This is a genomic window from Vannielia sp. SX4 (genome assembly GCF_052828525.1).
In genome coordinates this window covers 897,592-910,794 of record NZ_CM128247.1, presented here as the reverse complement: position 1 = coordinate 910,794, position 13,203 = coordinate 897,592, and the positions used below count along the sequence as shown (strand labels likewise).

The following is a 13,203-nucleotide window of genomic DNA, read 5'->3' as shown; positions in this document are numbered from 1 at the left end:
GGCTCAAAACCCCTTCACGGCTTCGAGCGACCGCTGCGCAAAGCGGCGCGCGTCGTTGGGCTTGTCGTGTTCCATCACGAAGAGGTCCACCCCCGCGCCCTCCAACGCTGCCATCAGCCCCGGCCAATCCATCACACCGTGGCCCACATCGGCCCAGCCGTCCTCATCGGCGCACTCGCCCTCGGCGGCAATGTCCTTCACATGGGCTGTGGTGATCCGGTCCTTGTGGTCAGCGATCCACTTCAGCGGGTCGGCCCCGCCGCGCACCACCCATGCCACGTCCATCTCCCACTCGATCTCCGGCGCGAGGTCGAGCAGCACCTGCATCGGCAGGGTGCCATCCTCCAGCGCCATGAACTCCCAGTGATGGTTGTGCCAGCCAAAGCGCAGCCCCGCGCCCTGCACGCGCTTGCCCGCCTCGTTCAGCCGGTTGGCAAGGTCTTTCCAGGCCGCCAGATCAGCCCCGTTGCGGTATTCATCCGTCGGCGCCGGGCAGAACAACCGCTCCATGCCCAGCACCTTGGCCGCAGCGATGCTCTTGTCGAACCCTTCCTCGAACGATGCGAGCGGAAAGAAATGGCCCGAGGGCATCGCCAGCTGGTTGGCGTCCAGCAGCGCCTTGAAGCCGTGGGGGTCTTCATAGACGCCGCCAAAGCCTTCCACGTAGCTGTAGCCCAGCGAGGCCAGGTGGTTGAGCGTGTCTTCCCAGGCCCCGGCGTCGCGGGAGGAATAAAGCTGGTATGAGATCATCGTGATCGGTCCTGTCGTGGCGGCCTAGAGCCGGGTTTCGTTCGTCTTTTCAAAGAGGTGCGCGCGCTCGGGCGAAAAGCCGAGCGAAAGGGGCGCGCCGGGGGCGATCTCGGTCTGCCCGTCGATCCGCACCCACACATGCCGCCCCGCCACATCGCAGCGCAGCAGGGTGTCGGAGCCGAGCGGCTCCACAAGCTCCACGGTCGCCTCCACCTGGAAGGGCTTATGCGCAGCCACCTCGCCGCTGGCGATGTGCTCCGGTCGGATGCCAAGCCATGCCGCGCCATCCACGGCCCCGCCCTGCCACGCGTAGCCCTCCAGCGGGATCGCCAGCTCGCCTGAAAGGAAATTGCCACCCTGCACCTCGCCCTCAAAGAAATTCATCGTCGGCGAACCGATGAACTCCGCCACATACTTGTTGGCCGGACGGTTGTAGATGGCGTTGGGCGCGTCGAGCTGCATCACCGCTCCGCCCTTCATGATCGCGATCCGGTCCGCCAGCGTCATCGCCTCGATCTGGTCGTGGGTGACGTAGATCATCGTGTTGCCCAACGTCGCGTGCAGCTGCTTGACCTCCACCCGCAGATCGGCGCGCAGCTTAGCATCAAGGTTCGAGAGCGGCTCGTCGAAGAGGAACACATCCACGTCGCGCACCAGCGCCCGGCCAATCGCCACCCGCTGCCGCTGCCCGCCCGAAAGGGCCGAAGGCTTCCGGTCCAGCAGCGGCTCGATCTGCAGCACCTGCGCCGCGCGGTCGACCCGGCTCGCGATCTCGGCCTTGCTGACCCCTGCGTTCTTCAACCCAAAGCTCAGGTTCCCGCGCACGGTCATCTGCGGGTAAAGTGCGTAGCTCTGAAACACCATGCCGATGCCCCGCTTGCTCGGCTCCTCCCAAGTCACGTTCTTCCCGCCGATCCAGATCTGCCCGTCGGTCACGTCAAGCAGCCCGGCGATACAGTTGAGCAAGGTGGACTTGCCGCAACCCGAAGAGCCCAGCAGCACCAGGAACTCGCCCTGCTTTACGTCGAGGTTCAAATCCTGAAGCACCTTCACGGCGCCGAACGAAAGGTCGAGGTGTTTGATTTCGATTGAATGTTCCATGCCTCAGCCTTTGACCGCGCCCGCCGCGATGCCGCGCACGAAGAGTTTTCCGGAGATGAAGTAGATGACGAGGGGCACGAGGCCGGTGAGCAACGTCGCCGCCATGTTGACGTTGTATTCCTTCACGCCCTGCACCGAATTAACGATGTTGTTGAGCTGCACGGTCATCGGGTAGAGGTCGGGCTTGGTGTAGACCACGCCGAACAGGAAGTCGTTCCAGATGCCGGTGACTTGCAGGATCATCGCCACCACGAAAATCGGCAGGCTCATCGGCAGCATGATCTGGAAGTAAATCTGCCAAAACCCGGCCCCATCGACCCGCGCCGCCTTGAACAGCTCCTCGGGGAGCGAAGTGAAGTAGTTGCGGAAGAGCAGTGTGAGGATTGGCATGCCGAAAACGGAGTGCACCAGCACCAGCCCGGTGAGCGAGCCGTAGAGCCCGATCTCGCGCAGGATGATGACGATCGGGTAGAGCATCACTTGGTAGGGGATGAAGGCGCCGAAGATCAGGATGGTGAAGAATACGTCCGCGCCCTTGAACCGCCAGTTGGCGAGTGCGTAACCGTTCACCGATGCAATGAGGATCGACAGGATCACCGAAGGCACGGTGATCCGCACCGAGTTCCAGAACCCGCGGCTCAGCCCGTCGCAATTCAGACCGGTGCAAGCCTCCGCCCAAGCCTTCACCCACGGCTGAAATGTGATCTCAACCGGCGGCGCAAAGATGTTGCCCAGCCGGATCTCGGGCATCCCCTTCAGCGAGGTCACAACCATCACCCAGAGCGGCAGCAGGTAGTAGAGCGCCACCACGATCAGCGTGCCGTAGATGAAGATGTTGCGCCGCGAAAACCGGCGGCGCGGCTTGGGTCCGCGCGGCCCGTCGAGCGCGTCCGCGCCGACGCCAGCGACGTTGAGGATACCGGGGTCAGACACGCTTCTTCCCCCCGAATTCGAGATAGGCCCACGGGATGATGACCACCAGCACCGCAAGCAGCATCATCGTCGAGGCGGCAAAGCCCTGCCCAAGGTTCTGCCCCTGGAACATGTAGTCATAGACATATTTCGCCGGCACATCCGAGGCGATCCCCGGCCCGCCCCCGGTTTGCGCCACGATCAGGTCGTAGAGCCGCACGATACCGCTGGCTATGATGACGAGTGTCGTAATGAATACCGGCCGCATCATCGGAATGACGATAAAGATATAGGTCTTCCACATCGGGATGCCGTCGACCCGTGCGGCCTTCCAGATCTCCTGATCGATCCCGCGCAGCCCCGCGAGCATCAGGCACATCACAAGTCCCGTGCCCTGCCAAAGCCCGGCAATGAGCACGCCGTAGATGACGATATCCGCGTTATACAGCGGGTCGAAATCGAAGCTCTCCCACCCCATCGCCCGGATCACCGACTGAATGCCAAAGTCGGGGTTCAGCAGCCACTGCCAGACGAGGCCAGTCACGATGAAGCTCAGCGCGAAGGGGTAGAGCAGGATCGTCCGGAAGGTGTTCTCGAATCGGATCTTCTGGTCTAGCAACGCCGCCAGCACGAAGCCGATCACGAGACTGAACACCACCATGCAGGCGCCATAGATGAGCAGGTTCTCGATCGCCACGTTCCAGCGCTCCGTGCCCCAGAGCCGCTCGTACTGCTGGAACCCCACGAACTTCTCGCGCGGCAACAGCTTTGAATTGGTGAAGGAATAGACAACCGTCCAGATCGTGCCCCCGGTGAAGACCACGAGGGCCGTCAGCACCATCGGAATGGCAGCGATCTTGGCGTTGATGTTCCGAAAAAGCCCTAACGGGCGGGCCGCAGCCATGGCGCTCCCCTCTCGCGCTGGTAGGTCAGCCATGGAACCGGGCCACGCCTGTCAGCGCAGCCCAGCCCCTGGGTGGACGCGTGTCAGTCCTTGTTCTCGACGATGCTCACGAAGCGCGCCTGCGCGTCGTCGGCAGAGATTGACGGATCCTGGAAGAACTGAACGAAGAGGTCGTTCAACTGATTGTTGGTGTCTTCGGTGTTGAGCATGTTCACGTCGGGCATGGTCTTGCCGTCGGCGAGCAGCTGGAGGCCCTTTTTCATGCAGTCGTTGGCGCTGGCGAGGTCCACGTCACCGCGGATCGGAAGCGAGCCCTTCTTGAGGTTGAAGGCCACCTGCGTCTGCGGCTTCAAAAGGGTCGCGGCCAGCGCATCCTGCGCAGCCTCGATCTCGGCATCGCCGGTCTCGGGGAAGTAGAAGGCATCACCCCCAGTTGAAAGCACCTCGATCACACCAAGGCCCGGCAAGCAGGTGTAATCCTCACCGGCGACCTCACCGGCCACGGCAAACTCGCCCTGCGCCCAGTCGCCCATTATCTGGCCGCCTGCGGCATCGGTGATCACGAGGTTGGTGGCCTGGTTCCAGTCCTGCACGTTGGAGCCTTCGACCATGCCACGCATGTCTTCGGCCGCCTTGAACACCCGGGCCATCTCTTCGCCGCCCGCCAGTTCGGCGTCACCATCGCCGTAAACCTTTTGCAGCACGTCCGGCCCGGCCAGCGTGGCCATCAGCACGTTGAATGCGCCCGAGCTTTGCCAGGGCTGCCCACCCAGCGCCATCGGCTGGATACCGGCCTCTTTCAGCGCAGGGGCCGCAGCCACGAACTCGTCCCAGTTGGACGGCACGTCCACGCCCGCCGTCTCGAATGCCCCATTGGAGAGCCACAGCCACTGCCACGAGTGAATGTTCACTGGCGCGCAATAGATCTTGCCGTCCACCGTGCAGGCATCCAGCAGGCTCGGCGGGTTCACGATATCTGTCCAGCCCTCGGCCTCGGCCACATGGGTCATGTCACGCAGCAACCCGGCCTCGATCAGCTCCTCCGCCTGCCGCCCGTGGTTGAACTGGAACGCCCCCATCGGGTCGCCACCGATGATCCGGCTTACCATCACCGGGCGGGCGGTGCCCCCGCCCCCGGCAATCGCGCCGTCGATCCACTTGTGTTCGGTCTGGCCCTCGAATTCGGTGGCAAACTGCTGCACGGCTGCGGCTTCGCCGCCCGATGTCCACCAATGTGTCACCTCGAGGTCGGCCGCCGAAACAGCGGACCCTGCGCACAGCGCCGTGCCCGCCATCAGAATGGTGCGAAACGTCATCTCTATTCCTCCCTGCAGGCGCTGCGCGGGGCAGGCCCTGTCATTTTTTTACGCGCCGTCCTCCACGGCGCCTGTAATCGTTTACATGTGCAGGACTGAAACGCAGCGCCCTTGCATGTAAACGATTACATGGATAGTTTCCGGCACCGCTGCCCTTGTCAAGCACCGGGTTATCGCTATCAGGCAAGCGGCGAGGGATTTACTTCAATGGCTCAAAAAACTGTCAGAATCCGGGATGTTGCGCGGGAGGCCGGGGTCTCGACCGCCACCGTCAGCCGGGCGCTTTCCAACCCCGACCTGCTGACCGAGAGCACCCGCAAAGCGGTAGAAGATGCGGTTCGAATCACCGGATACCGGGTCAACCACGCCGCGCGGAACCTCCGCATGCAGCGCGCCGGGGCCGTTCTGGTGCTCGTCCCCAACCTCGGCAACCCGTTTTTCAGCACCATCCTCGCCGCCATCTCCGAGAGCTTCGCGGGCACCGATACCTCCGTGCTCATCGCCGATACCGCAAGCGGCGGGCGCGAGTTGACCGGCTATTTTCTCGATGGCCGGATCGACGGGATGATCTCGCTCGATGGCGGCCTCGCACAGTCCGATCTCGCCGCCTTTGACAGTGCAGGCGTGGCCGAACGCATCGTCTTCGCCTGTGAGTGGGTCGATGGCTCCACCCTGCCCTCAGTTCGGTCGGACAACGAAGAGGGCGCGCGCCTCGCCGTGCAGCACCTGCATGATCTCGGCCACCGCGACATCGCCCATGTCACCGGCCCCGCGGGCAACGTGCTCACCAAGGCTCGGCGGGCAGGCATGCTGGCCGAACGCGCCCGCCTCGGTCTGCCCAGCCGGGATGACTGGATCATCCGCGGCGACTTCTCGCTCGCCTCAGGCCGCGATGCCGCGCACCGCATCATCCACATGAAAGACCGGCCCTCAGCCGTGTTCTGCGCTTCCGATCAGGTGGCCTTTGCGCTGATGTCCACGCTGATGGAGGCGGGCGTGCGCGTACCCGAGGATATCTCGGTCATTGGGTTCGACGATATCGAGCTGAGCAAGGTCTACACGCCCTCGCTCACCACCATCCGGCAGGACCGGCACGCGCTCGGTTGCCGGGCCGCCCAACTGCTGCTGGAGCAGATCGCCGCGGCGGGCGATCCACTCGCACCGGCCGCCCCCGACCGGGTCGAGATGGTCGGAGTCGAGTTGGTGACCCGCCAGAGTACCGCCGCCCCGGGCTGAGGCTGGGCTGTCAGGCCTCGGCCATCGCAGGCGCAGGCTGCGGCACCTCTGCCCCCGGCGACAGCAGCCGCCGCTGCTCCCGGCGGAGCGCGTGAATGTCGAGGTCATCCACGATGTCCACATCATCGAGGCTCACCACCTGATCCTGGCTGACAGAGCGCTTCAGCCGCACATGGTGTGCCAAACCGATGGGCAGAGCATTCAACGCCACCGATTCCGTCGCCGGAATGGCCTTGGCCCAAACCTTGAAGCCCCCTTCACCGTCCAGATACTCCCCGCTGTCAAAGCTGCCCTTCGCAGCCGCGACCGCATCGGCGCGGAACAGGCGCGAGCTGCCGGTCGGCTCCTGCCGCAGGCAGGCCGAAAGCACCGACATCGCCGTTTCCAGCCCGATCAGGTGGAACGGCCGCCACATGGACCCATACCAGCCGCTCTTGTCTGTCATCAGCCCGTACTGGTTGAAACACTGGCGGGTGTATTCGTTCGGCGCCTTAAAGGTCACGAACATGCCGTACTGGATGTTGTTCAGCACCGTCCGGCCATCCGGCTCGCGCGAGGCGGCGATATCGACGATGCCGGTCTTCTCCAGCTGCCCGCCTTCGCTCACCGGCTTGAACACCTCGGCAAGGTCTTGCAGCCCGGCGGGCGGAAAGGCGAGGCCGTCTTTCGGGCAGTCCATGCCCGTGGCATTGGCGACAGCCGCCATCTCGATCGCCGCCTTGGTGCCATCGGTGAAGGAGTTGTACATCTTCGGATTGAAGTCGCCCGACTTCACCTGCTCCGGGGTGAAATCGAAGTAATCCCACACCGTGTCCGGCGTCGAATAGCGGTAGGAAGGGCAAAAGTTCATCCCCTTGCCCGCCGCGACCAGCTCAAAGCCGCAACTTTTCACCCAGTCGACCAGCTCGCACATGGCCGCAGGCTGATCGCCATAGGCCATTGAGTACACGACTCCGGCCTGCCGCGCCTTTTCTGCCAGCAGCGCGCCCACCATCACGTCGGCCTCGACGTTCACCATGACCACGTGCTTGCCCGCGCCGATGGCCGCCAAGGCGTGCCGCGTGCCCGCCAGCGGATGGCCAGTGGCCTCGATGATGCATTCGATCTCCTCGCAGGCCATCAGCGCGCCTGCATCCTCGGTAATCCAAGTCTGCCCGCTACTGAGCGCGTTCTGCACCGAAGACGCCGCATACTGCTCCCGCGGCCAGTGGACCCGCGCAAAGGACTCGCGCGCCTTCTTCACGTCGAGGTCCGCGACCCCGACCACATGCAGCCCCTCGATATGACGCGCCTGCGCCAGGATCATCGAGCCAAATTTGCCCGCCCCGACCAGGCCTACACGCACTGGTCTTCCTGCGGCGTTTCGTGCCGCCAACATGCTCGCAAGGTTCATTGCCGTCCTCCAATATCTGGCCAGACGGTAGCGGCGCACGCGTCTTCTGCACCATCAAATTCTGCTATCGCACCCTTAAGCCCCACTTCACCACACTTTAAGAATATGTCGTTGTTTCACCCGCTCCGCCCTGCCAGAACCACTGGCGAAACACGAGCGTAAGGGAGGAACGTGAGCGTGGAACATCCGGCAGGTTCAAACGTGAGTCTCGCCCGCCGCGCCTGGTCGATCCGTCGCCATGCGCTGCGGATGGGCGAGGTGCAGGGGCAGGGATATATCGGGCAGGCGCTGGGATCAGCCGACGTTCTGGCGGTGTCCTACTTCCACGCCATGCGCTATCGCCCCGGCGATCCCGACTGGGAAGGTCGGGATCGCTTCCTCCTCTCCATCGGCCACTACGCCATCGCGCTCTATGCCGCGATGATCGAGGCCGGGATCCTGCCCGAGGACGAAATCGAAACCTACGGCATGGACGACTCGCGCCTGCCGATGTCGGGCATGGCCGCCTACACGCCGGGGATGGAAATCACCGGCGGCTCGCTCGGCCACGGGCTCGGCATCGCCGTCGGCATGGCACTGGGCCTCAAGCGCAAGAAGAACGACGCCTTCGTCTACAACATGCTGTCCGACGGCGAGCTGGGTGAGGGCTCCACTTGGGAGGCCGTGATGGGCGCCGCCGCCTGGAAGCTCGATAACCTGATCGCCATCGTCGACTTCAACAACCAACAGGCCGACGGCCCCACGATGGACGCGCTTGCCACCGGCCCCGGCACCGAGGCCGCCAAGTGGCGGGCCTTCGGCTGGCACGCCGAGGAGGTCGACGGCAACGATATCGATGCGGTTGTGGCCGCCTTCGACCGCGCCCGCAATCTGGCCGACCCGAAGCCACGCGCGATCATCTGCAACACCAAGATGTGCAACGGTGTGCCCTTCCTCGAAGATCGCGAGATCACCCACTTCGTCCGCGTGGAGCCTGAAGAATGGGCCAAGGCGCTCGCTCACCTCGATACGGAGATGCCGGAATGACCATCGGTCCCAACTCCCGCCGCACGCCAGCCCACATCGCCCGGCCCAAGCCCGCCGAGCGCGGCGCCCGCACCTCCGCCATGATCGCCTCGCTCGATGCCGAGGGCCGCGACACCATCGCCGCCCCCTTTGGCCACGCGCTGGTGGATCTCGCCAAGACCCGCGAAGACATCGTCGGCCTCACCGCCGACCTCGGCAAGTACACCGACCTGCACGTCTTCGCCCAAGCCTACCCCGACCGGTTCTACCAGATGGGCATGGCCGAGGCGCTGCTCATGTCCGCCGCCGCCGGCATGGCCCGCGAGGGTTTCACCCCCTTCGCCACCACCTACGCCGTCTTCGCCTCGCGCCGCGCCTATGACTTCATCGTCATGGCCATCGCCGAGGAGAACCTGCCGGTCAAGATCGTCTGCGCCCTGCCCGGCCTCACCACCGGCTACGGCCCCTCGCACCAAGCCACCGAAGACCTCGCCATCATGCGCGGCATGCCCAATATGACCGTGCTCGACCCCTGCGATGCGGTGGAAACTGACCAAGCCACCCGCGCCATCGCCGACTACCCCGGCCCGGTCTACATGCGCCTGCTGCGCGGCAAGGTGCCCAACGTGCTGGGCGAATACGGTTACCAGTTCGAGTTGGGCAAGGCCAAGGAGATCCGCGGCGGGTCCGACGTGCTCTTCATCTCCTCCGGCTTCATGACCATGCGCTGCCTCGATGCGGCCACCGCGCTGGAGAAGGATGGCGTCAGCTGCGCCGTCCTCCACTCCCCCACCATCAAGCCGCTCGACGAAGCCACGATCTGCGCCGAGGCGGCCAAGGGCGGAAGGCTGGTGGTGACGGCCGAGAACCACTCCATCACCGGCGGGCTGGGCGAAGCCGTCGCGGGCGCCCTCGCCCGCAACCAAGTTCACGTCCCCTTCCGGCAGGTCGCGCTCCCCGACGAGTTCCTCGATGCGGGCGCCCTCCCTTCGCTTCACGAGCAATACGGGCTATCCGTTGCCAGCATCACCACACGGGTAAAGGGCTGGCTGAATGACTGAAAACACCGGAACAGCGATCATCGGCCTCGGCGTCATGGGCCGGGGCATGGCGAAGAACATCCTCGCGGCGGGCATCCCGCTCACCGGGTATGACATGGCCCAACCCGCGCTCGACGCCCTCGCCGCAATGGGCGGCACCCCCGCCGCCTCCGCCGCCGAAGCCGCCTCCGGCGCATCCCTCCTGATCCTCATGGTCGTCAACGCCGCCCAGGCCCGCGCCGCGCTCTTCGACGACGGCGCCGCCGCCGCCCTCTCGCCCGGCGCCACCGTCATGCTGTCGTCCACCGTCGCCCCCTCCGCCGCCCGTGCCATCGGCGACGAGCTCGCCGCGATGGGCCACCACCTGCTCGACGCGCCGGTCTCTGGCGGCCAGGTCGGCGCCGAGGCCGGGGCCCTTACCATCATGGCGTCCGGCTCCGCGCAGGCCTTCGCCCGCGCCGAAAAGGTGCTCGTCGCCACGTCCAAAACCCTCCACCGCCTCGGTGACGAACCCGGCATGGGAGCCACCTACAAGGTCGTCCACCAGCTCGCCGCAGGCGTCCACATCGCCGCCGCCGCCGAGCTGCTCTCTTTCGGCGCCAAGGCGGGCTGCGACCCGGCAAAGCTCCACGAGATCGTCATGGCCTCCGCCGGGGCGAGTTGGATGCTCGGCAACCGCGGCCCCCGGATGCTCGAGGCCGACCCCGAGGTCACTTCTACCGTCGAGATCTTCATCAAGGACCTCGGGCTGGTTGAGGAAACCGCCAAGGAAGCCGGTGCACCCGTGCCCCTCGCCGCCCTCTCGCTGCAACTCTTCTCCGCCGCCCGCGCCCTCGGCCACGGCAAGGCGGACGATGCCCTCGTCATCCGCGCCTACGAGGCGCTCACCGGCAAACCCGTCCACGAAAGCTGAAGTAACATGCCCGATCTTCTCACCGGAAAGACCGCCATCATCACCGGCGCCGCCAGCCCGCGCGGCCTCGGCAAGGCCACCGCCAAGCTCTTCGCCGAGCACGGCTGCCGCGTGGCGGTGCTCGACCTCGACGCCGACGCCGCCGCCAGTGCGGCGGCGGACCTGCCCGGCGAGGGCCACATCGGGCTCGCCTGCAACGTCACCGACAAAGACGCCTGCGACACCGCCTTCGCCGCCGTGCTGGAGGCCTTCGGTCAGGTCGACATTCTGGTGAATAACGCCGGCATCACCCAGCCGCTGAAGTTCATGGACATCGCACCCGAGAACTACGACGCCGTGCTGGATGTCAACCTGCGCGGCACGCTCTACATGAGTCAGGCCGCCCTGCCCCACATGCGCTCCCGCAAGTCCGGCTCCATCGTCAACATGAGCTCCGTCTCCGCCCAGCGCGGCGGCGGCATCTTCGGCGGCCCGCACTACTCCGCGGCCAAGGCCGGCGTGCTCGGCCTCACCAAGGCCATGGCCCGCGAGGCCGCCCCCGATAACGTGCGCTCCAACGCCATCTGCCCCGGCTTCATCGCGACCGACATCACCGCAGGCAAGCTGACCAACGAGATGAAAGCGGCGGTGCTCGACGGCATCCCGATGGGCCGCGCCGGCGAAGCCTCCGATGTAGCGGGTTGCGCCCTCTTCCTCGCCTCCGACCTCGCCGCCTATGTCACCGGCTCCGAAGTCGACGTGAACGGCGGCTCCCTGATCCACTAACCGGCAACGGGTGCGCCACGCATGGCGCACCCACCTACCCCGCCAGCTCCGTCACGCTCTCAAAGCTCTCCACGGTCAACCCGTGCCGCGCCACGATCGCCTCGACGTCGCGCCCGTGCCGCTCCGCTTCTTCGGCAATCCAGCCCAGAAAAATCTGCACCGCTTTACGGTTGAGATAACGGCTCGGGCAGATCGCCCAATGCGCCGGAAACCGCAGCACTGGCATCTTCGGCGCCACCGGCACCAGCCGCCCCTCCGTTACCTCCCGCTCGGCCACAACCAGCGATTCCAGCACCATACCGACGCCGTCGAGTGCCAGTTGCAGGGCCATCGACGAGCGATCCATCAGCAACGTCTTGCGGTTGGCGCGGGTCTCGATTCCGTTGCGCAAGAGCCAGCTATCCCACTGGCAGAGGTTGCGCGCGGAATCGATAAACCGCGCTTTCCCGAAAGGGTCTTCTCCCAAGGCTTCCAGATACTCCGGCGTCGCCAGCGGCAGGATGTGATCGTCTACCACCGGCTCCACGTGCATACCGCCCCAGTCGCCGGTCCCATAGCGCACATCGAGGTCCATCACCTCTCGGTCAAAGTCTGTGGGGTCCGGCGCCGCATCCACCCGCAGCTCCCACTCCGGGTGCTTCTCCACGAACCGGCTCAACCGCGGCCCGAGCCAGAGCACCCCGAAACTCGGCGCCACCCGCAGGTTCAGCCGCCGGGTCTCGCGCGAGCGGCCAAGGTTGCGCCGCGCATCCTTCAGCATGCGCAGCGCCGTCCCGGCCGACTGATAAAGCTGCTCCCCCTCCAGAGTGAGCGACAGCTGCCGCCCGTCGCGGCGGAAAAGCTTCACCCCCAGCTGCTGCTCCAACAGCTTGATCTGCTGACTGACGGCCGAGGGCGAGACCGAAAGCTCTTCGGCAGCGCGGGAGAGCGTGCCCCGCCGCGCCACCGTCTCGAAGTAGAGGATGGCATTGAGGTTCTCGGTCCGTGCCATCCTCTTGCTCCCTTACTTCGCCGCCACGGCCTCCTGCCGCTGGCGCCCGAGGCCTTCCACCTCGATTTCCATCACGTCGCCAGGCTTAAGGAACCGCTGCGGCTTCATGCCCATGCCCACGCCCGAGGGCGTTCCGGTGGCGATGATGTCGCCGGGCTGAAGCTGCATGAACCGGCTCATGTAGCTGATGATCTCGGCCACCGTGAAGATCATGTCATCCGTGTTCGAATCCTGCACGGTCTCGCCATTGAGGTCGAGCGTGACGCGCAGCTTCTGCGGGTCGGCCACCTCATCGGCGGTCACAAGGTAGGGGCCGGTCGGGCCAAAGGTGGGGGCCGATTTGCCCTTGATCCACTGGCCGCCCTTCTCGATCTGGAACTCGCGCTCGGAGACATCGTTGATCGTGCAGTAACCGGCCACGTAATCCAGCGCCTCTTCCTCGCTGACATAAAGCGCGGTCTTGCCGATCACCACGCCCAGCTCGACCTCCCAGTCGCCCTTCACGCTGTCGCGCGGAATGATCACCTCATCAAACGGCCCCGACAGTGCGCTGGTCGCTTTCGAGAAGATGATCGGCTCCTTCGGCGGCTCGGCGCCGGTCTCTTCGGCGTGCTTGGTGTAGTTCAGCCCGATGCAAAAGAAGTTCGGCACGGAGGCCACGCAACTGCCAATCCGGCCCGGCTCTTCGACCACCGGCAGGCTGTTCACGTCGATGGCGCGGATCGCCTCGAGGGCCTCGAGCGATACGCCCTCACCCGCCAGTTCGCCGACCTTGCCGGACAGATCGCGCACTCGGCCTTCCGCATCCAGAATGCCGGGCTTTTCCGAGCCCGCAGGGCCAAAACGCAAGAGTTTCATCAGGTCTCACTTTCCTTGA

At 65.2% G+C, this 13,203-nt stretch carries 13 protein-coding genes; 5 read left to right on the top strand and 8 right to left on the bottom strand.

Annotation, left to right across the window (positions count from 1 at the left end; genetic code table 11):
• Positions 1-3 precede the first annotated feature (3 nt).
• The 5 genes from ACUXVX_RS04565 to ACUXVX_RS04545 all read right to left on the bottom strand — a co-directional run bounded on the left by ACUXVX_RS04565 (position 4) and on the right by ACUXVX_RS04545 (position 4,983).
• Entirely contained in the window at positions 4-750 is a 747-nt protein-coding gene (locus ACUXVX_RS04565; RefSeq protein ID WP_446310563.1) for a sugar phosphate isomerase/epimerase family protein, read from the bottom strand.
• A 24-nt stretch (positions 751-774) separates the two neighbouring features.
• Positions 775-1,851: an ABC transporter ATP-binding protein gene (locus ACUXVX_RS04560; RefSeq protein WP_446310562.1), complete on the bottom strand. Its 1,077-nt coding sequence runs from the start codon at positions 1,849-1,851 to the stop codon at positions 775-777.
• A gap of 3 nt (positions 1,852-1,854) precedes the next feature.
• Positions 1,855-2,784, bottom strand: a complete 930-nt coding sequence (locus tag ACUXVX_RS04555) for a carbohydrate ABC transporter permease (protein WP_446310561.1) — start codon at positions 2,782-2,784, stop codon at positions 1,855-1,857.
• Positions 2,777-3,667, bottom strand: coding sequence for a carbohydrate ABC transporter permease (locus tag ACUXVX_RS04550; RefSeq protein WP_222470678.1), 891 nt, complete (start codon positions 3,665-3,667; stop codon positions 2,777-2,779). The genes ACUXVX_RS04555 and ACUXVX_RS04550 overlap by 8 nt, the downstream gene beginning before the upstream one ends.
• Positions 3,668-3,750: 83 nt before the next feature.
• Complete coding sequence (locus ACUXVX_RS04545; protein ID WP_446310560.1) at positions 3,751-4,983, bottom strand: ABC transporter substrate-binding protein; 1,233 nt, start codon at positions 4,981-4,983, stop codon at positions 3,751-3,753.
• A gap of 207 nt (positions 4,984-5,190) precedes the next feature.
• Between ACUXVX_RS04545 and ACUXVX_RS04540 the strand changes: the two genes are divergently transcribed.
• Complete coding sequence (locus ACUXVX_RS04540) at positions 5,191-6,219, top strand: LacI family DNA-binding transcriptional regulator (RefSeq protein WP_446310559.1); 1,029 nt, start codon at positions 5,191-5,193, stop codon at positions 6,217-6,219.
• 10 nt (positions 6,220-6,229) lie between these two features.
• On the opposite strand, the gene ACUXVX_RS04535 is transcribed toward ACUXVX_RS04540, so the two are convergent.
• Positions 6,230-7,564, bottom strand: a complete 1,335-nt coding sequence (locus tag ACUXVX_RS04535) for an NAD(P)H-dependent oxidoreductase (protein WP_446310558.1) — start codon at positions 7,562-7,564, stop codon at positions 6,230-6,232.
• A gap of 297 nt (positions 7,565-7,861) precedes the next feature.
• Here ACUXVX_RS04535 and ACUXVX_RS04530 point away from each other — a divergent pair, with 297 nt between their 5' ends.
• The 4 genes from ACUXVX_RS04530 to ACUXVX_RS04515 are packed head-to-tail and all read left to right on the top strand — an operon-like array spanning position 7,862 to position 11,335.
• Positions 7,862-8,638, top strand: a complete 777-nt coding sequence (locus ACUXVX_RS04530; protein WP_446311504.1) for a transketolase — start codon at positions 7,862-7,864, stop codon at positions 8,636-8,638.
• Complete coding sequence (locus tag ACUXVX_RS04525; RefSeq protein WP_446310557.1) at positions 8,635-9,678, top strand: transketolase family protein; 1,044 nt, start codon at positions 8,635-8,637, stop codon at positions 9,676-9,678. The genes ACUXVX_RS04530 and ACUXVX_RS04525 overlap by 4 nt, the downstream gene beginning before the upstream one ends.
• Positions 9,671-10,570 carry an NAD(P)-dependent oxidoreductase gene (locus tag ACUXVX_RS04520; protein WP_446310556.1) on the top strand — a complete coding sequence of 300 codons (900 nt, stop codon included), beginning with the start codon at positions 9,671-9,673 and terminating at the stop codon, positions 10,568-10,570. Before ACUXVX_RS04525 ends, ACUXVX_RS04520 begins: the two co-directional genes overlap by 8 nt.
• Before the next feature lie 6 nt (positions 10,571-10,576).
• Positions 10,577-11,335, top strand: coding sequence for an SDR family NAD(P)-dependent oxidoreductase (locus ACUXVX_RS04515; protein WP_446310555.1), 759 nt, complete (start codon positions 10,577-10,579; stop codon positions 11,333-11,335).
• Between the two features lie 34 nt (positions 11,336-11,369).
• Here the strand turns inward: ACUXVX_RS04515 and ACUXVX_RS04510 are convergent, their stop codons facing one another.
• Together ACUXVX_RS04510 and ACUXVX_RS04505 are read right to left on the bottom strand one after the other, a co-directional pair.
• Positions 11,370-12,326, bottom strand: a complete 957-nt coding sequence (locus ACUXVX_RS04510; protein WP_446310554.1) for a LysR family transcriptional regulator — start codon at positions 12,324-12,326, stop codon at positions 11,370-11,372.
• 12 nt (positions 12,327-12,338) lie between these two features.
• Positions 12,339-13,184, bottom strand: coding sequence for a fumarylacetoacetate hydrolase family protein (locus ACUXVX_RS04505; protein WP_222470685.1), 846 nt, complete (start codon positions 13,182-13,184; stop codon positions 12,339-12,341).
• Positions 13,185-13,203: the final 19 nt, after the last annotated feature.